Origin of the sequence: Antiquaquibacter soli (assembly GCF_030580675.1) — a bacterium.
Lineage (GTDB): Bacteria > Actinomycetota > Actinomycetes > Actinomycetales > Microbacteriaceae > Rhodoglobus > Rhodoglobus soli.
Window position 1 is genome coordinate 166,072 of record NZ_JAUQUB010000001.1, and the last position, 18,365, is coordinate 184,436.

18 protein-coding genes are annotated in these 18,365 nt (G+C 70.1%); 7 read left to right on the plus strand and 11 right to left on the minus strand.

The annotated features are described in order from the left end of the window. Positions 1-28: 28 nt before the first annotated feature. On the plus strand, positions 29-1,096 hold the full coding sequence (locus Q5716_RS00760) for an LPXTG cell wall anchor domain-containing protein (RefSeq protein WP_305001183.1): 1,068 nt from the start codon (positions 29-31) through the stop codon (positions 1,094-1,096). A 61-nt stretch (positions 1,097-1,157) separates the two neighbouring features. Here Q5716_RS00760 and Q5716_RS00765 read toward each other — a convergent pair whose 3' ends face one another. Continuing rightward, on the minus strand, positions 1,158-2,504 hold the full coding sequence (locus tag Q5716_RS00765) for an MFS transporter (RefSeq protein ID WP_434056572.1): 1,347 nt from the start codon (positions 2,502-2,504) through the stop codon (positions 1,158-1,160). Further along, complete coding sequence (locus tag Q5716_RS00770) at positions 2,501-2,941, minus strand: MarR family winged helix-turn-helix transcriptional regulator (protein WP_305001184.1); 441 nt, start codon at positions 2,939-2,941, stop codon at positions 2,501-2,503. Before Q5716_RS00770 ends, Q5716_RS00765 begins: the two co-directional genes overlap by 4 nt. A 71-nt stretch (positions 2,942-3,012) precedes the next feature. Between Q5716_RS00770 and Q5716_RS00775 the strand changes: the two genes are divergently transcribed. Together Q5716_RS00775 and Q5716_RS00780 are read left to right on the plus strand one after the other, a co-directional pair. Beyond that, the gene (locus Q5716_RS00775) at positions 3,013-3,885 is read left to right on the plus strand and encodes an alpha/beta fold hydrolase (RefSeq protein ID WP_305001185.1); all 873 of its coding nucleotides are present in this window, start codon (positions 3,013-3,015) and stop codon (positions 3,883-3,885) included. Continuing rightward, positions 3,882-4,304: an HIT family protein gene (locus tag Q5716_RS00780; RefSeq protein WP_305001186.1), complete on the plus strand. Its 423-nt coding sequence runs from the start codon at positions 3,882-3,884 to the stop codon at positions 4,302-4,304. The genes Q5716_RS00775 and Q5716_RS00780 overlap by 4 nt, the downstream gene beginning before the upstream one ends. Before the next feature lie 30 nt (positions 4,305-4,334). Here the strand turns inward: Q5716_RS00780 and Q5716_RS00785 are convergent, their stop codons facing one another. Continuing rightward, a complete protein-coding gene (locus tag Q5716_RS00785; protein WP_305001187.1) occupies positions 4,335-4,946 on the minus strand; it encodes a M23 family metallopeptidase in 612 nt (203 codons plus the stop codon). A 107-nt stretch (positions 4,947-5,053) separates the two neighbouring features. Between Q5716_RS00785 and lplAB the strand changes: the two genes are divergently transcribed. The 3 genes from lplAB to Q5716_RS00800 are packed head-to-tail and all read left to right on the plus strand — an operon-like array spanning position 5,054 to position 7,901. After that, positions 5,054-6,103 (plus strand): lipoate-protein ligase LplAB, encoded by a 1,050-nt coding sequence (gene lplAB, locus Q5716_RS00790; protein WP_305001188.1) that lies wholly within the window; start codon positions 5,054-5,056, stop codon positions 6,101-6,103. After that, the gene (locus Q5716_RS00795) at positions 6,100-7,140 is read left to right on the plus strand and encodes a FecCD family ABC transporter permease (protein ID WP_305001189.1); all 1,041 of its coding nucleotides are present in this window, start codon (positions 6,100-6,102) and stop codon (positions 7,138-7,140) included. The genes lplAB and Q5716_RS00795 overlap by 4 nt, the downstream gene beginning before the upstream one ends. After that, positions 7,137-7,901, plus strand: a complete 765-nt coding sequence (locus Q5716_RS00800) for a heme ABC transporter ATP-binding protein (RefSeq protein WP_305001190.1) — start codon at positions 7,137-7,139, stop codon at positions 7,899-7,901. Before Q5716_RS00795 ends, Q5716_RS00800 begins: the two co-directional genes overlap by 4 nt. Positions 7,902-7,906: 5 nt before the next feature. Here Q5716_RS00800 and Q5716_RS00805 read toward each other — a convergent pair whose 3' ends face one another. Beyond that, a complete protein-coding gene (locus Q5716_RS00805; RefSeq protein WP_305001191.1) occupies positions 7,907-9,379 on the minus strand; it encodes a LuxR C-terminal-related transcriptional regulator in 1,473 nt (490 codons plus the stop codon). Between the two features lie 104 nt (positions 9,380-9,483). On the opposite strand from Q5716_RS00805, the gene Q5716_RS00810 reads away from it, so the two are divergent. After that, complete coding sequence (locus Q5716_RS00810) at positions 9,484-9,765, plus strand: hypothetical protein (RefSeq protein ID WP_305001192.1); 282 nt, start codon at positions 9,484-9,486, stop codon at positions 9,763-9,765. Positions 9,766-9,783: 18 nt separating this feature from the next. Here the strand turns inward: Q5716_RS00810 and Q5716_RS00815 are convergent, their stop codons facing one another. The 7 genes from Q5716_RS00815 to Q5716_RS00845 all read right to left on the minus strand — a co-directional run bounded on the left by Q5716_RS00815 (position 9,784) and on the right by Q5716_RS00845 (position 18,231). Further along, entirely contained in the window at positions 9,784-10,068 is a 285-nt protein-coding gene (locus Q5716_RS00815) for a GNAT family N-acetyltransferase (protein ID WP_305001193.1), read from the minus strand. Between the two features lie 9 nt (positions 10,069-10,077). Beyond that, complete coding sequence (locus Q5716_RS00820) at positions 10,078-11,103, minus strand: LacI family DNA-binding transcriptional regulator (protein ID WP_305001194.1); 1,026 nt, start codon at positions 11,101-11,103, stop codon at positions 10,078-10,080. Between the two features lie 26 nt (positions 11,104-11,129). After that, positions 11,130-12,575 (minus strand): GH1 family beta-glucosidase, encoded by a 1,446-nt coding sequence (locus Q5716_RS00825; protein WP_305001195.1) that lies wholly within the window; start codon positions 12,573-12,575, stop codon positions 11,130-11,132. A 4-nt stretch (positions 12,576-12,579) separates the two neighbouring features. Next, entirely contained in the window at positions 12,580-13,488 is a 909-nt protein-coding gene (locus Q5716_RS00830) for a carbohydrate ABC transporter permease (RefSeq protein WP_305001196.1), read from the minus strand. Then, on the minus strand, positions 13,485-14,483 hold the full coding sequence (locus Q5716_RS00835) for a carbohydrate ABC transporter permease (RefSeq protein ID WP_305001197.1): 999 nt from the start codon (positions 14,481-14,483) through the stop codon (positions 13,485-13,487). The genes Q5716_RS00830 and Q5716_RS00835 overlap by 4 nt, the downstream gene beginning before the upstream one ends. Positions 14,484-14,567: 84 nt before the next feature. After that, positions 14,568-15,830, minus strand: coding sequence for an ABC transporter substrate-binding protein (locus Q5716_RS00840; RefSeq protein WP_434056573.1), 1,263 nt, complete (start codon positions 15,828-15,830; stop codon positions 14,568-14,570). 529 nt (positions 15,831-16,359) lie between these two features. After that, on the minus strand, positions 16,360-18,231 hold the full coding sequence (locus tag Q5716_RS00845) for an MDR family MFS transporter (RefSeq protein ID WP_305002942.1): 1,872 nt from the start codon (positions 18,229-18,231) through the stop codon (positions 16,360-16,362). Positions 18,232-18,365 lie beyond the last annotated feature (134 nt).

The following is an 18,365-nucleotide window of genomic DNA, read 5'->3' on the forward strand; positions in this document are numbered from 1 at the left end:
TGCCCGCACCACCCCTTCGGAGGATTCTGTGACCGCTCGTTCCGCCACCCGCCGACTCTCGGCCCTCGCCGTCGGAGTCCTCGCTCTCGCCGGAGCCGTCGCGGCAGCACCGCTCGCCGCCTCCGCCGCGACGACGAGCTACACGCTCGACTGCGAGACGCTCGTCAACGACTACTCCTACTTCCCGGTCGTGCCCGGCGACACCGTCACCCTCGAGGTCACCGGCTTCGACTCCTACTACGACTACGTGGGCGGGTCGACCGTGGCCGTCGACGAGACCGGCGACACGCTGGTTCTCGGGGCGGGGTCGGAGATCAACCTTTACTCGGACTCCGGGCCGTGCACGGCGAGCTTCTATGCGTGGGTGTTCGAGGCCGCTCCCGAGACGGTGCCCTCGGGCTCGCACCTCTTCACCGAGGACATCACGATCCCGCTCGGTGCGCCCCAGATGACGCTCACCGAGGACGAGGATGACGAGCACTTCCTCGGCGGCGATGAGGACTGCGGCCTCTCGACCTACGTGCACGGCATCCACGTCTACGGCACTCTCGAGGTCACGGTCACGACCGCAGGCACGTACACCTTCCGTGGCATGCGTTCGACGCCCGCCGGTGACTATGTCCCGATCAACGCGTTCGACCCGATCGGCGACCCGATGCTCGCGGTGTACTCCTCGTTCGACCCGGCGAACCCGGATGCCGGAGTGGTCGGCTGCAACGACGACCTCAACGACATCGGCGACGAGAACGACGCCGAGTACCTCTCCGACGGCACGATCATCGAGGGCCACCAACCGTGGTTCAGCGCGGCCCTCGCGCCGGGCAACTACACCCTCGTGCTCATGACGTGGGAGGACCTGAGCGACGAGGACCTCGCCGACGGCTTCGCTCCGTACAGCGAGCTCAACTTCGCGATCGGAGCCAAGACGACGACATTCGAGCTGTGGGGACCGGAGGGCGGTCTCGCGCTCGGCCACACCGCCCCGGCGCTCGCCGCGACCGGCGTCGACACGACCCCGATCGTTGCGGCTGGCGCCCTCGCGCTGCTCGCGGGGTTCGCGGCGATCGGCGCCGCGCGCCGCCGCCGCTCCGCATAACCTTCCCCGACTCGTCGCGCGGCCGTCCCCTGACGGCTCCCGAAGGGGGCGGCCCGCGCAGTTAGCTCGTGCGCCGCTGAGTCGTCTCGACGATCGCGATGTCCTGGGTGGCGAGCTCGCGCTCTTCTGCGCGAGCCGAAGCCGTGCGGTCCGCGGCGAACGAGAGGCCGAGGCCGAAGCGCGCTCCGGGCTGCCGGATGACGCGCATCCCTCGACCGAGCACGAGCCAGCCGACCGCCACGAGGGCGGCGACGATCCCGGATGCCGCGGCAATGCCCACGGCCCAGCGGGGCCCCAGCTCGTTCGCCGCCCAGCCGACGATCGGCGCGCCGATCGGGGTGCCTCCCGCGAACAGCGCCAGGTACAGCGCCATGACGCGCCCGCGCACAGCCGGGTCGGTGGTGGTCTGCACGTAGGCGTTGGCGGTGTTCATGGTCGTGAGGCCGGCGGCGCCGACGAGCAGTAGCAGCCCCGAGAAGACCCACAGCGTGGGGGAGAACGCCCCCGCGAGGCACGCGAGGCCGAAGCCCGCGGCGCCGATGACGATGACCCCGAAGCGCGCCTTCTCACGACGGGCGGCGAGCAGCGACCCGACGAGCGAGCCGATCGCGATGACGGAGGAGAGGATGCCGAACTGCTCCGACCCGCCGCCGAACTCGACGGTCGACATCGTCGAGACGAGGATGGGGAAGTTGAAGCCGAACGTGCCGATGATGAACACGACCGCGAGCACCACGACGATGTCGGGTCGCGAGCGCACGTAGGCGAGCCCCTCGCGGATCTGCCCCTTCGCCCGTTCGAGCCGCGGGGCCGGCACGAGCTGGGATCGCTTGATGAACGCGAGCGACGTGAGCACGCCGGCGAAGGACGCCGCGTTGAGAAGGAACACGGGGCCGGCCCCGATGAGCGCCACGAGCACTCCCGCTACGGCCGGCCCGACGAGCCGCGCCCCCTGGAACGACATCGAGTTGAGGGCGACCGCATTCGGCAGGTTCTCGTCGTCGACGAGCTCGGAGACGAACGCCTGCCGAACGGGAGCGTCGATCGCGGTGGCGATGCCGAGCCCGAGCGCGAACGCGAAGACGGTGAGGAGCGTGGCGAGGCCGGTGACGACGAGGATGCCCAGACCCAGCGCGAGCACGAGCTGCGCACCCTGCGTCCACGCGAGCAGCCGCTTTCGGTCGAAGCGGTCGGCCATGAGCCCGGCGACGGGCATGAGCAGCAGGAGCGGCCCGAACTGGAGCGCCATCGTGACGCCGAGGGCGGCGGCGTCGTTGTCGGTGAGGTCGGTGAGCACGATCCAGTCCTGGGCGGTGCGCTGCATCCAGGCTCCGGTGTTGGAGACGAGCGCTCCGGCGAACCACCAGCGGTAGTTGGCCACCCGCAGGCTGCGGAACATGGCGCTCACGAGTCGGCGAGCGCGCGGATGATCGGGGCGGCTTCGAGCAGGGTGCGGCGGTCCTCGGGGCTGAGGCCCGCGAGGTGCGTGTCGAACCAGGCGGCGCGGCGCTCCCGCGTGGTGTCGACGATTCGGGTGCCGGAGTCCGTGAGGTCGATGAGCACCTTGCGTCCGTCGTCGGGGGCGGCGGAGCGCGAGACGAGCCCGGCGTCGACGAGGGCGTTCACCGTGCGCGTCATGGAGGGTGCGCTCACGCGGTCGATGTCGCTGAGCGAGCCGAGCGTCTGAGGCCCGTGCTTGGCGAGCACGAAGAGCACGGACAGCTGCCCGTCGGAAACATCCCCGTCCACCCGCTCGAGGCGCATCCGTCGCGCGAGGCGCATGACGGCGATGCGGAGGTCGTCTGCGCTGGCCAGGTGCTCGGGTGTGGAGGGATCGATCATCATTACTTAGCCTAGCAAATTAGCTGCGCTAAGTATTCCCGGCCGCTCTACGATGGGCTCACGAGGAGGCCGCGATGCCCACATTCACCCCGATCCGGCGCGATGGCTCGTACGTCGACGCGCACGGCGTGACCATCCACTACTACGCCTGGGCGGCGGCCAAGCCGCGCGCGGTCATCCAGCTCGCCCACGGCCTCGGCGAGCACGCCCTGCGCTACGAGGCCGGCCTCGTGCCGAAGCTCGTCGCCGCGGGGTACTCCGTCTGGGCCGACGACCACCGCGGGCACGGCGCCACCGGCATGGGGCAGCACGACGGCGACCGCTCGCGCCTCGGTCGGCTCGGCGTCGGGGGCAACCGCGCGACCGTCGAGGGCATCCACCAGTTCACCGGCATCATCCGCGACGCGAACCCGGGACTGCCGATCGTGTTCCTCGGCCAGTCGTGGGGGTCGCTCCTCGGGCAGGTCATCCTCAACCGGTGGCCCGGCGACTACGACGCGTTCGTGCTCACCGGCACCGCGTACCGGAGCGTTCGCCACATGAACTCCGGCGACCTCAACAAGAAGCACAAGCACCTCGGCACGACCGGCAACGAGTGGCTGAGCCGCGACGTCGCAGTCCACACCGCCTTCTCGGACGACCCGCTGAACTTCGCCGCCATGGCCTCGAAGCTCTTCGGCCTCGTCGACGGGGCACGGCTGCTCGGACGGCCGGCGAAGAAACTGGGCGCGGACATCCCGCTGCTCATCATGATCGGCAGCGAGGACTCCCTCGGCGGCGAGCGCTCGGTGGAGCTGCTCGCGCGGGACTACGTGAAGCGCTCGGGCCTCACCGACGTGCAGGCCGTCGTCTACCCGGGTGCCCGCCACGAACTCTTCCACGAGACGAACAAGGACGAGGTCGTCGCCGACCTTCTCGCGTGGTTGGACTCGCGCCTGCCCTCATGAGCTCCGTCTTCACCCACATCCTCGAGGGCCGCGCCCCGGGCCGCTTCATCTGGCGCGACGAGCGCTGCTTCGCCATCCTCACGATCGAGCCGCGGCGGCCCGGCCACACGCTCGTCATCCCGCTCGCCGAGGTCGACAAGTGGACCGACCTCTCCGAGGAGGACGCCCTCCACATCTTCCGCGTCGGCCGGCTCATCGGCCTCGCCCAGCAGGAGGAGTGGGATGCCACGCGCGTCGGCGTCATGTACGAGGGCTACATGGTGCCGCACGCCCACCTGCACGTCTGGCCGTCGTGGACGGTCTACGAGTACTCGCACACCGGCATCGACCGCACCGCGAAGCCGGAGGATCTCGACGAGGCCGCGCGGCGCTTGCGGGCGCGGCTGATCGCGCGCGGGCACGGCGAGTTCGTGCCCTAGGGCCGTCCGGCGAGCCGTGCCATCCGGGCCTCAGGGGAGCCAGGGAATCGGGTCCACCCGAATGCCGTCGACCCACACCTCGAAGTGCAGGTGCGACACCGAGGCGTTGCCCGTTGCTCCGACGAGACCGATCGGTTCGCCCGCGGCGACCACCTGTCCGACGGCGACCATCTGCGAGCCCTCGATCAGATGGGAGTAGAGGGTGGCGATTCCGCCGCCGTGGTCGATCTTGATGTACTGACCCCAGCTGCCGCCCAGTTCCGACTCGATCACGGTCCCCGCCGCGGAGGCGACCACGGTCGTGCCGTGACCGCACATGACGTCGATGCCGTTGTGCATGCCGCTCTCGCGGGGGCCGAAGCCGTCGTTGACGGGCGCGGAGCATCCCCAGGTGGTGAGGATGCCCGCGATCGGCGTCCCCGTGAACTGCGGGGGCTCCGGGGGCTTCAGGATCTCGGCGCTGAACGAGTCGCGGATGAGCGGCGCCGCGTCGTATTGGTTGGCGACGAGCGTCTGCGCCTCCCCCGCCGGGACATACGTCTGCGCCGGCACGAGGTCCTCGGGGTCGGCGAACGCGGTCGCCGGAAGCATCACGGTGAGCCCGAGGGCTGCAGCCGAGACGAAGGCGACGAGACGTTTCACGCTCTCCAGTCTGCCTCCGATCCCGCCGACCGGGGGAAATTCACCCGGTATTCTCCGGCAGGGCAGCCATCGCGCGGGAGAGTGCCCTCGCAAGTTAGGCTGGCCTAATGCACGGCGAGTTCAAGGTCCCCGGGGGCAAGCTGGTCGTCGTCGACCTCGACGTGGTCGACGGCGCGCTCGCGAACGTTCGCGTGGCGGGCGACTTCTTCCTCGAGCCCGACTCCGCGCTCGACGACATCAACGCCGCGCTCACGGGACTGTCGGCGGACGCGGATGCCCAGGCCATCGCCACCGCCGTGCGCCGGGCCCTCCCCACCGACGCCCTCCTGCTCGGGTTCTCCCCCGAGGCGGTGGCGACGACTGTGCGCCGCGCGCTGCAGAAGGCGACCGGCTGGCGCGACTACGACTGGCAGCTCATCCAGGGGCCCGCGGTCGACCCCGTGGTGCAGATGGCGCTCGACGAGGTGCTCGCGACCGAGGTGGGCGCGGGTCGCCGCAAGCCGACGCTGCGCATCTGGGAGTGGGAGAAGCCCGCGGTCGTGCTCGGCAGCTTCCAGTCGGTCAAGAACGAGGTCGACCTCGAGAACGCGAAGAAGTACGGCATGGACATCGTGCGCCGCATCTCCGGCGGCGGGGCGATGTTCATGGAGGCGGGCACCGTCATCACCTACTCGATCTACGCGCCGATCGACCTCGTGCAGGGCATGAGCTTCGCCGACTCCTACGCGTTCCTCGACGAGTGGGTGATCGTCGCCCTCAAGTCGCTCGGCATCGAGGCGAGCTACGTGCCGCTCAACGACATCACGAGCCCGACGGGCAAGATCGGCGGTGCCGCGCAGAAGCGGCTCGGCTCGGGCGCGGTGCTCCACCACGTCACCATGAGCTACGACATGGACGGCGACCGCATGGTGCAGGTGCTGCGCATCGGCCGCGAGAAGATCAGCGACAAGGGCGTGGTGAGCGCCAACAAGCGCGTCGACCCGCTGCGGAGCCAGACCGGGATGCCCCGCGCCGAGATCATCGAGCGCATGGTGGACACGTTCCGCGGCCTCTACGGGCTCACGCCGAGCGAGATCACCCGGGACGAGTTCGAGCAGGCCCACCGCCTCGTCGCGGACAAGTTCAGCACCGAAGAGTGGCTGTACCGGGTTCCGTGAACCGCGCGAGCCGCTCCGTCATCCTCACCGCCGCCCTCGCCGTACTGCTGGTCGGGGGTGTCGTCGTCTCCGCGGTCGTCGGGCAGCTGGCGGTGTCGCCCGCGGAGGTCGTCGGCTCCGTGCTGCGCGCGCTGGGCATCTCGAACGGCTGGGCGCCGACCGATCCGATCGTCGAGTCGACGCTGTGGGTGGTTCGCTTCCCGCGCATCGCGATGGGCCTCGCGGTCGGGGCAGCGCTCGCCGTCGCGGGTGCGGTGATGCAGGCGATCTTCGGCAACCCGCTCGCGGAGCCCGGCGTCGTCGGCGTCTCGTCGGGTGCCGCCCTCGGCGCGGCGGTCGGCATCGTCGTCGGCGTCACCGTGCTCGGCACCGGTGGCACGGCGCTGTTCGCCTTCGCGGGCGGACTCGGCGCGACTCTGCTCGTCTATCTCGTGTCGCGCGCGAACGGCCGCACCGAGGTCGTCACCCTCCTCCTCACCGGAATCGCCGTGAACGCGTTCGCGGGTGCGGGCCTCGCGTTCCTCATCTTCATCGCCGACTCCGGCAGCCGCGAGCAGATCGTGTTCTGGCAGCTCGGCTCCCTCAACGGCTCCCTGTGGAGCGAGGTCGTCGTCGTGGTCGTCGTCGCCGTGCTCGGTACGATCGCCGCCGTCGCACTCGGCCGCCGCTACGACCTGCTCGCGCTGGGGGAGCGCAACGCCCGCCACCTCGGCGTCAACGTCGAGGCGCTGCGGGTCGGCTCGATCGTTCTCGTCGCCCTGCTCACGGGCGTCGCTGTCGCGTTCTGCGGCATCATCGCCTTCGTCGGTCTCGTCATCCCGCACGTCGTGCGCATGATCATCGGCCCCGCCCACCGAGGGCTCATCGTCGCGAGCGCGGCCGGCGGCGGGGTGCTCATGGTCTACTCCGATCTGCTCGCCCGCTCCGTGGTCCCCGGCGCCGACCTGCCGATCGGCCTCCTGACGTCGCTCATCGGCGGCCCGTTCTTCTTCTTCCTGCTGTTCCGACAGCGGCGGCGCTCGGGGGGTTGGGCGTGAGCGCGGGCATCCGGGCCGACGGCGTCAGCGTCCAACTCGACGGGCACAGCGTGCTCGACGGCGTGACCCTCGACGTGCGGCCGGGGGAGGTGCTCGTGCTCGTCGGCCCGAACGGCGCGGGCAAGTCCACCCTCCTCGGGGTGCTCAGCGGCGAACGGCGCCCGAGCGCCGGTACGGTCACGCTCGAGGGGCGCGAGCTCGGGAGCATCCGGCACTCGGAGCTCGCGCGATTGCGCGCCGTGCTCACGCAGGAGAACCAGGTGAGCTTCCCGTTCCGCGTGATCGAGGTGGTCTCGATGGGTCGGGCCCCGTGGGCGCGCACCCTCGAGGGCCGCGACGACATCGCCGCCGTGAACGAGGCGATGGATGCCGCGGACGTCGCGCACCTCGCCAACCGCCGCTACACGTCCCTCTCCGGGGGCGAACGTGCTCGAGTGGCGCTCGCCCGCGTGCTCGCCCAGCGCACGCCGATCGTCTTCCTCGACGAGCCCACCGCCGCCCTGGACCTGCGGCACCAGGAAGACGTCATGCGCCGCGCGCGCGTGCTCGCCGACTCGGGATGCTCCGTCGTCGTCGTGCTCCACGACCTGTCGCTCGCGGGCGCCTACGCCGACCGCCTCGCCCTTCTCGCGGGAGGTCGCCTCGAGTCGATCGGCACCCCCGCGGAGGTGCTCACCGCCGATCGCGTCGAGCGCGTCTACGGCCTGCCCGTCGAGCTGCACCTCGTGAACGGCCGCCCCGTGGTGGTGCCGCGCCGCTGAGGGCGTCACTCCACGAAGCCGAGCACCCGCCCCCGCTCGACGGCCGCCTGCCGGGAATCGACCTCGAGCTTGCGGTACACGCTCCGGATCTGCGTCTTCACGGTGTTGTGCGACACCGACAGCAGCCACGCGATGCGGTGCTGCGACTCGCCCTCGGCGAGGTGGCGCAGCACGAGCCGCTCGCGGGGGCTGAGCAGGGGCTGTGGCGCGGTCGGGTCCGCCGGGAGCATCCCGGCGACGTCCGACACGACACGCTGGGACGCCTCGGGCAACGCGGACCCGGCCGCCCGCCCGAGCAGCTCGGCGAGCGCCGTCGGCGGCAGCGTCACGATGTAGCGCCGCAGGCCCGTGAGCGCGGCGAGGTCGAGCGCGCGGGCGAACGTCTCGTCGGCGGACACCGTGTCGCGCAGCCCCGCGTAGGCGGCTGCCGAGACGGCGAGCACGTACACGAGGGTGCGCATCGCGTGCGCCGGGCCGAGCGCGACGCACGGGGCGAGTTCCGCGAGGGCACGGTGGCAGTCGCCCGTATCGAGGTAGAGCCTCGCGCGCCAGGCCGCCGGACACACTGAGTGGGCGGGGTCCGGGTCGATCCCGTCGAGGGCGGCGAGCGCGGGAGCGATCTGGCGCGCCCCCGCCTGGACGGCGAGCCAGGCACTCAATCCGAGGAAGCGGGCCGTCGCCGCATCGCTGCCCGCGGCGGCGTCGAGGTCCCACAGGGCGCGGGTGACCGAGTCCGGTCGACCGGCCGCTTCGAGCGCGACAGCGTGCGCCGCCGTGAGGAGGGCGTGGTACTCGGTGCCCGCGGCGGAGGCGCGGGCGGCCGCGATCTCCTCGAGGTGCGCCTCCGCGGCGCCCGTCTCGATCGCGAGCAGGGCGCCCGTCGCCGCGGCGGGCAGCAGTGCGGTGCCGCTCGCGGTCGAGCGGATCGTGGCGAGCAGGGTGCGTGCGTCGTCGAGCCTGCCGACGAGGAACGCGATGAGGGCGAGCATCCCGGTCGCCTCCGCGTGCACGGAAGGCAGGTCGGCGACGAGCTCACGGCCGCGCTCGAGGGCGGCCATCGCCGCCGGGAAGTCGCTCGACAGCGCGGCCGCGATGCCCTCGCGCACGTGCACCACTCCCGACAGGCGCAGCCGGTCGCCGAGGTCCAGTCGGCGCGACTCGAGGCCGGAGCGCGCTTCGTCGAGGGCGGCTGCCGCCTCCGCCGGCCTGCCGAGGGCGCGCAGGGCATCCGCCCGCAGCACCGCCCCCACGGGCCCCGCCCACGCCGGCGCGCCCTCGCACTGGGCGGCAGCGGCGACGTACTCGAGCGAGAGCCCCGGGGTTGCGTTCCCGGCGCGGTGGGTGGCGGCGAGGCGCAGCAGCGTCGCGGCGTCCGACTGCCACGTCGCGGTCGGCAGCGCGAGGATGCCCGCCCGCTCGTCCTCCCGCGCGTCGAAGCACCCCGCCCACGCGAGGGCCGCGCGAGGCAGCTCGGTCATGCCGGAAGGCTACCGCCGGTGGCCGCCCGGGCGCACTCCCCGGCGGCGGTGAAACCGGGGTGACGCCCGGGCGCCCACCCAGACCGCTGGCGTAGGATGCCGGGGTGGTGGAGCCCTGGGTCGTCATTGTCATCGTCGTGGGAGTCGGCGCGCTCGCGTATCTCGCGAACCGGCTCGGCTGGATCGACCTGAGCAACAAGTCGAAGACCTCGGGCACGCACGGCAGCGTGATGGGCATCGGCGACGAGGTGTTCCACCCCACGCGCCACGAGGCGCAGATCGAGCTCGACCGGCAGACCGTGCTGCCCGCCCCCGCCCCGGTCGCCGGGGACGGCGACAAGGGCGTCTACGACGGCAAGGTTACGATCGACCTCGGCGACCGCTAGAGCATCACCAGGGCGCGACTAGCGGGTCAGCAGGTCCTGGTAGTCGGGATGCTCGGCGATCCACTGCGAGATGAACGGGCACCTCGCCACCACCCGCAGGTCGGACTCGGCCCGCACGAGGTTGAGGGCGCCGCGGGCGATCTCGTCGCCGAGGCCCTGACCGCGGTGGGCCGGATCGATCTCGGTGTGGACGAACACGATCGTGTCGCCGCGGACGATGTAGTCGGCGATGCCCGCCTGCTGCCCGTCGACGAGCAGCTCGAAGCGGTTCATCGCCGCATCCTGCACAACCTCGGTAGCCATGCCCCCAGACTACGCGCTGTCGCGGATCACCAGTCGGGTCGGCATCACGCGCTCGGGGTCGGGGCGCTCCCCGCGCAGCAGGGCGAGGAGCATCCGGGCCATCTCCGTGCCCATCTCCCGGGAGGGCTGGTGGACGGTGGTGAGCGCGATCTCGCCGCTCGTCGCCGCAGAGCTGTCGTCGAAGCCGACGACGGCGACGTCCTCCGGTACCCGCTTGCCGCGGGCCCGCAGCACCGCCACCGCGCCCGTCGCCATGAGGTCGCTCGCCACGAACACCGCGTCGAGGTCGGGGGCGCGATCGAGGAGCGCGCGCATGGCGGTTGCGCCGCCGGCCATCGTGAAGTCGCCGTACTCGACGAGCGAGTCATCCTGGCCCGCCTCGCGCACCGTAGCGAGCCAGCCGTCGTGCCGGTCGATGGCGGCCTGCATGTTGGCGGGGCCGGCGATCGTCGCGATGCGGCGCCGTCCGAGCGACAGCAGGTGCTTCGTGCCGAGGGCCGCGCCAGCCGCGTTGTCGACGTCGACGTAGTTGTTGCGGTGCTTCTCCGGGTCGAAGGGGCGGCCGCCGAAGACCACGGGGATGGTCGCATCGAGGGTCGTGAAGAAGTCGTCGCCGGAGTGGTGCGAGACGACGATCGCGCCGTCGACGTTGCCGCCGAGGAGGTAGCGGATGGTCTTCTCCGACGGTGCGTCCGGGCGGGCTAGCTGCAGGTTGAGCACGTAGTCGGAGTCCTCGAGCACGCTCGTGATGCCCTGCATGATCTCGGAGAAGAACGGGTCGCCGAAGAAGCGCTGGGTGTCCTCGGGCACGACGAGGGCGATCGCCATCGTCTGCCGGTTGGCGAGGGAGCGCGCCGCACGGTTCGGGATGTAGTTGAGCCGGTCGATCGCGGCGTTCACCGCGGTGACGACGTCGGGGCTGACATGGCTCGACCCGTTGACGACGCGCGACACGGTCGAGCGCGACACGCCCGCCTCCGCGGCAACCGCTTCCAGCGTCGGCGCAACGCGCCGGCCGGGCAGTTCGAGGGTCATGGGGCTGAGTCTAACCAGTCACAGCGCTACAGCGTGCGCCCAGCGATTATGCGGGCGTAAGCGTTTGCACTGTCCTTCGGTGTCCGCTCGAGGGTGTCGTAGTCGACGTGCACGAGACCGAACCGCTTGTCGTAGCCCCAGGCCCACTCGAAGTTGTCCATGAGCGACCAGTAGAAGTAGCCGTGCACCGGCACGCCGTCGTCGATCGCGTCGAGGATGGCGCCCAGGTGCTGCTCCAGGAACTCGGTGCGCTCGACGTCGTGCACGACCCCGTCGGCCCCGACGACGTCCGCGTACGCGGCACCGTTCTCGGTGACGGCGAGAGCGACGCCCGCCGGCCCGGTGTACTCGTCGTGGATGCGACGCAGCAGCCGGGTGAGTCCCTCGGGCTGCACCTCCCAGTCCATCGCCGTGAGGGGCAGGTCGCGCAAGTGCCAGTACACGCCCTCCGCCGCGGGGAACGGGGAGCGCTTCGGGCGCTCCGACGGCGCCGCCGTGGACATGGATGCTCCCGCCGGCGGCTGCGCCCCCACGAGCTCGCCGTGGTAGTAGTTCACGCCGAGCATGTCGATCGGCGTCGAGATGAGCTCGAGGTCGCCCGGCTGGACGACCGGCTCGAAGCCGAGAGCGGAGACATCCCGCAGCACGTCCTCGGGGTAGGCGCCGCGGAAGACGGGGTCCAGGAAGAAGCGGTTGAACTGGCCGTCGATCTTCCGGGCGGCGTCGACGTCCGCCGGATCGTTCGGGTCCACCGGGTCGGCGACGGTGAGGTTGAGGGTGATGCCGAGGCTCAGCCCGGGGTCGCGGCGCCGGAGCTCGTCGACGACGAGTCCGTGGCCGAGGAGCAAGTGGTGCCCCGCAGCCAGGCCGGCAGTCGGGTCCTGCCGGCCTGGCGCGTGTTCGCCGCCGATGTAACTGAGGAACGAGGCGCACCACGGCTCATTCAGGGTGGTCCACGATGTGACCCGGTCCCCGAGGACGTCGTACACGGCGGTCGCGTAGTCGAGGAAGCGGTAGGCGGTGTCGCGATTGGGCCACCCGCCCTTCTCCTCGAGCGCTTGAGGGAGATCCCAGTGGTAGAGCGTGAGCCAGGGCAGGATGTCGTGCTGCAGCAGCTCGTCGGTCAGTCGAGAGTAGAAGTCGAGGCCCTTCGCGTTCACCGGGCCGCCGTCGGGACAGACCCGCGACCACGACGTCGAGAAACGGTAGGTCTGCACGCCCAGCCGCGACATGAGCGCGACGTCGTCGCGGTAGCGGTGGTAGTGGTCGCACGCGACATCCCCGTTCTCCATGCCGACGACCGCGCCCGGCACGCGACTGAACGCGTCCCAGATCGAGTCGGTGCGGCCGTCCTCGTGGGCGGCCCCCTCGATCTGGTAGGCGGCGGTCGCGACGCCGAACAGGAAGTCGTCGGGGAAGGGGCGCGGAGTGCTCGCGGGCACGCGGGCAGACTCCTCCGAAGTGATCGTCATCGCGTCAGCCCTTGACGGCGCCGGCCATGATGCCGCTCACGAGCTGCTTGCCGGCGAAGATGAACAGCAGCAACAGCGGGATCGTGGCGAGCACGACCCCCGCGAGAACGAGCGAGTAGTCGACGAAATAGTTCGACTGCAGCAGCGAGAGCGCCACCGGCAGCGTGGGGTTCTGCGGGTCGAGCACGATGAACGGCCAGAAGAAGTTGTTCCACGCTCCCACGAAGGTGAACAGGAACAGCATCGCCGCGGCCGGGCGGGCGGCGGGCACGCCCACCGTCCAGAACGTGCGGATCATGGATGCCCCGTCCACGCGAGCGGCCTCGATGAGCTCGTCGGGCACCGACTGCCGCAGGTACTGGGTCATCCAGAACACACCGAACGCGCTCGTGAGCGCGGGGACGATGATCGCGCCGATCTGGCCGGTCCAGCCGAGCTCCGAGAACAGGATGTACAGCGGAACGACGCCGAGCTGCTGCGGCACCGCCATCGTGGCGACCACGAAGGCGAGCATCCCCGGTCCGCCTGGGAAGCGCAGCTTCGCGAACGCCCAGCCCGCGAGCGTCGAGGTGAGCACGACGGCGGCGGCGATCAGGAACGACGAGTAGATGGAGTTCCACAGCGCCGGCCAGAAGTTGACGGCCGGGTTGGTCATCACGGTGATCGCGTTGGAGATGAAGTTGCCGCCCGGCCACCAGGGGCGCTCGCGCAGCGACGACGAGTCGCCCGAGCCGATCACGAACGACCAGTAGAGCGGGAACGCGGCGCTGATGAAGACCGTCGTGAGGATCGCGTAGGTCCAGAAGCCGGGGCGGGCACCGCGGATGCGGATGGTGCGTTCGCCGCGACGGCGCTTGCCGGCGTTGGGGATGCTCTCTTCGACGATCGCGAGGGGAGGAGTGGTGGAGCTCATCGCGCGACCTCCTTCCGGCGCTGGCGGCGGGACACGGGCGCCCCGCGACGTCCCTCATCCCGCACGAGCGATCGCGTGATGAGGAGGTTGATGAGTCCGATGAGGACGATGATGATGAACAGGATCCAGGCCATCGCGGCGGCGCGGCCGAAGTTCCATTGGCCCCACCCGATGTCGTACAGGTAGAGGGTGATCGTGAGCCACTGCTGGCCCGCGCCACCGCGACCGAACTGGTCGAAGACGCGCGGCTCGTCGAAGATCTGCAGACCACCGATCGTCGCGGTGATGATCACGAAGATGAGGGTCGGGCGCAGCGACGGGAGCGTGATGCTGAAGAACTGGCGGATCGGTCCGGCGCCGTCGACGGTCGCGGCCTCGTAGTAGTCCCGGTTCACGGCCTGCATGGCCGCGAGGAGGATGAGCGTGTTGTAGCCGGTCCAGCGGTAGTTGACCATGGTGGCGATCGCGATGTGGCTCCAGAACGGCTCCTTGTGCCACTGGATGCCCGGCAGCCCGAGATCGCCCAGGATGCCGTTGATGAGCCCGAAGTTGTCGGCGAACACCACGTTGAAGATGAGGCCGACGGCGACGGGGGCGACGACGAAGGGGAGCAGCACTCCCATGCGCCAGAACGTCTTGGCGCGGATGTTGCGGTCGAGGACCGCGGCGATGAAGATCGCGAGGATCAGCTGCGGCACCGTCGAGAGCAGGAAGATGCTGAACGTGTTGCGCAGTGCCGTCCAGAAGTGCGGCTGCTGGAGGATCCAGATGTACTGGTCGAAGCCGATGAACGTGCCGTTGTTGCGGACCAGGTCCCAGTCCATGAAGGAGATGACCGCCGTGTACGCGATGGGGAAGAGCCCGACGATCGCGAACATGATGAAGAACGGCGAGATGTAGAGGTAGGGCGAGACCTTGAGGTCCCACTTGCTCAGTCGCTGGGAGAACGACAGGACGCGGACCGGCTTGTCGGTCGGCAGGGCGGCGGTGCTCATGGTTCGGCTTTCGGTCCGGCGCGGTCGAGGGGAAAGGATCGGGGTGCGGGTCGCCGGGGGACGACCCGCACCCCGGGTGGTGCACTAGAAGGCGGAGACCTCAGTCACCCACGTGTTCCAGCTCGTCTCCTGGTCCTCGAGTCCATCGAAGACGCGGGTGACGGCGTTCTGGAGCGCGTCGTGGAACTGGAAGTACTGCGGGCCCTTGTACGTCGCGACCGTGATGGCGTTCGCGCGGTCGGTGAGGATCTCACCGGTGGGGGCGTTGTTGAAGTACTCGTTGGTCGCCGAGGCGAGCTCGTCGCTCGCCAGCGCCTCGACCTGGCTCGGGAACGTGCCCGCGTTCGCGAACGCCTGGAGCTGGACCTCGGGGGAGGTCAGCCACGCGGCGAGCTTCTGGGCCGCCTCGACGTTCTTGCCGTTGGCCGGGACGGTCAGGTACGAACCGCCCCAGTTTCCGCCGCCGCCCGGGAACGCGTCAGCGATGTCCCAGCCGGTGGTCTCCGGCGCGTTGCCGGAGATGACGCCGAGCATCCAGCCCGGGCACAGCATGACGGCGAACTCGCCGGACGCGAGGGAGGCGAACCAGTCCTCGCTCCACTGGCCCGAGTAGGCCGCGATCGGGACGGCCTTCTCGACGACGGCGTCGTACGCGGCGCGGATGTCGGGGTTCTCGGTGGCGATGATGGTGCCGTCCGGGTCCTCGTACGCGAGCTCGTACTGGTTCACGATGCCCTGGAGCACCGAGTTGGCCGAGTCGATGAACGGCTTGCCGGTGGCTGCCTTGTACTGGGCGCCGATCTCGAAGAAGTTGTCCCAGTCGCCGTCGAAGAGGGCGGCGACCTCGGCGCGGTCGGTCGGGAGACCAGCGGCGGCGAAGAGGTCGGAGCGGTAGCAGATGCCCTGCGGGCCGATGTCGGTTCCGTACGCGATGAGGTTGCCGGCGGAGTCGGTCGCGGAGGCTTCCTTCCAGTCGAGCCAGCGGCCCTGGAGGTCGGCGGGGACCGGCGCGAGGAGGTCGGCGTACTGCATGGCCTCGGTGAACCAGTCGATCTCGACGGCCTCGACGTCGGCGAGACCGGTCTTGCCGAGCTTCTGGAAGTAGTTGGCGCGGGCGTCGTTCGACGTCGCCGCCTTGTTGTGGACGACCTCGATGCCGGTCTCCTCCGTGAACTGCGCGAGCAGCTCGTCGGTGTAGCCGAAGTCGTTGAACGTCGCGAGGGTGAGCGTGACCGGCTCGTTCGGGTCGGTGCCACCTCCCTGCGAACAACCGGTGGCGACGAGGGCGAAGGCTGCCGCGCCGGCGACGGCCGCGGCGATAGTGCGTCGTGATGTTCTCACGGTCACTCCTTTGTGTGCGTGGATGGGTGATGGTGCCGACCCCGTAGGTGTGGTGGGAGCGCTCCCAAGCTCGTTCTTGGGAGCGCTCCCACGGGGTCGAGCACAGACTAAGGAGCCCGTCTGAACCCTGTCAAGTACTGGGTGAGAGCGCTCCCACGACTGCAAGCGCTTACTCCCGCGCCGTTGCTGGGGAGGAACGTTTCAAAAACTCGCGGAAATCTCATCCCGGAACGCGGCGCGTCCGGCCCGCGCATCCCCGTCCCGGCCCGCGCATCCCCGTCCCGGCCCGCGCATCCCCGCTCGGCGCGTGCATTCCCGCTCGCGCAGCGCCCGCCCACACTCCCTCGCACCCCGTGCCACTTCCGAAACGACGGAGATGGGGGGCGGAGAACGGCGAATGCCGCGCACCCGGATCGAGCGCGCGGCATTCTCCGTCGTTTCGGAAAGGGAGAGGGAAAGCGTTTCGGAAAGGGAAAGGGAAAGGGAAAGTCGGAAACGGAAAGGGGCGGGCGGGCTCGGAGCCCGACCTGGGCTCCTACCGCTTCGGGGGCGTGGATGCCTCGGCGCTGGACGCCTCGACGTCGGGCAGCTCGATGTCCGAGGTGTCGGCGTTCGGAGCGACGAGCGCTCCCGCCTCCGCGGCCGCGAGCTGCGCCGCGATGGCCGCCTCGTTCTCGGCGTTCTCCTGCAGCGCCGACTTCGCGCGCAGCGGCTGCGTCTTGAGGAAGAAGCTCAGCACGAACGCGATGAGCACGACCGCGAGGCCCACCCAGTACACGGTGACGGTCGCGTCGTTGAACCCGTCCAGGAACGGCGCCGTGAGCCGGTGGTCGGCGCCCGTGAGGAACGACGTGTCGCCGTTGAGGGAGTCGCCGAGCTGGCTGGTGTCCGCGCTACCGCTGGCGAGAGCATCCTGAACCGTCGGCACCGCCTGGTCGACGATGCCGGCGCGAACCGTGGCGTCGGAGAGGTCGACGCCCGCGGGCAGGTTCGCGACGATCGGGTCGACGACCTTGCTCCACACCGTGTCCATGACGCCGGCGTTGGCGGGGTCGTTCGCCACGGACGGGTCGAGTGCGGCATCCAGGGCGTTCGTGAGCGTGTCGGTGCGGCTGAAGGCGGCCGAGATCGTGTCAGCGACACGAGTGAAGAGCACCGAGAACAGCACGGCCACGCCGAGCGTTCCACCGATCTGGCGGAAGAAGGTGCTCGAGGAGGTCGCCACCCCGATGTCGCGGGGGCCGACCGAGTTCTGCGACGCGATGGTGAGCGTCTGCATGAGCTGGCCGAGGCCGAGCCCGATGATGAACATCCCGGTCATGATCCAGACGACCGGCTTCTCGGCCGTCAGGAATGTCAGCCACAGGTAGCCGACCGCGAGCAGCGCGGTGCCGATCTTCGGGAAGATCCCGTAGCGGCCGGTGCGCGCGATGATCTGGCCGCTCGCGATCGAGGCGATCATGAGGCCGAGGATCATCGGCAGCATGAGGAAGCCGCTCTCCGTGGGGGTGGCCCCGTTGACGAGCTGGAGGTACAGCGGAATGGTCATCATCGCGCCGAACATGCCGAAGCCGATGAGCACGCCGAGCACGGTCACCATCGAGAAGGTGGGGTGCGTGAAGAGCTTCAGCGGGATGAGGGCGTCGTCGCCCATGAGGCGCTCGGCGACGATGAACGCGACGATGCCGAGGGCTCCGATCACGTAGCAGGCGATGGCGCCGGGCGAGTCCCAGCCCCACTCGCGGCCCTGCTCCGCGACGAGCAGCAGCGGCACGAGGGCGATGACGACGGATGCCGCGCCCCACCAGTCGATGCGCACGGAGTGTCGCGTGTGCGGGATGTGGAGGAACCGAAGCACGATCGCGAGCGCGATAACGCCGATCGGGAGGTTGATCAGGAAGACCCAGCGCCACCCGGTGACGAACAGGATCTCGGGAGTGCCCGAGAAGAGGCCGCCGACGAGCGGGCCGATGACGCTCGAGATGCCGAACACCGCGAGGAAGTAGCCCTGGTACTTGGCGCGCTCGCGCGGGGCGAGGATGTCTCCCATGATCGCGAGCGGCAGCGCCATGAGCCCGCCGGCGCCGAGGCCCTGCAGGGCGCGGAACGCGGCGAGCTGGTACATCGAGTCGGCGAAGCCGGCGGCGACCGAGCCGACGAGGAAGATGCCGATCGCGATGAGGAACAGGGGCCGGCGCCCGAAGATATCGCTGAGCTTGCCGTAGATCGGCGTCGCGATCGTGGAGGTGATGAGGTAGGCGGTGGTGACCCACGCCTGGAGGCTGAGGCCGTCGAGGTCGTCGGCGATCGTGCGCATCGAGGTGCCCACGATGGTCTGGTCGAGGGACGACAGGAACATGCCGGCCATGAGGCCGAAGATGACGAAGAGGATCTGGCGGTGGGTCATGACGCCGCCAGCGTCGGCGATCGCCTGCGCCTGCTGCTGGCCGCGGGAGGGGGCACTGGACATAGTTCTGCCTTCTGAAAAATTTGCGTAGAGTGCAAAGTTACACCCGCCGCAGCCTTCGTGCAATGTCGGGG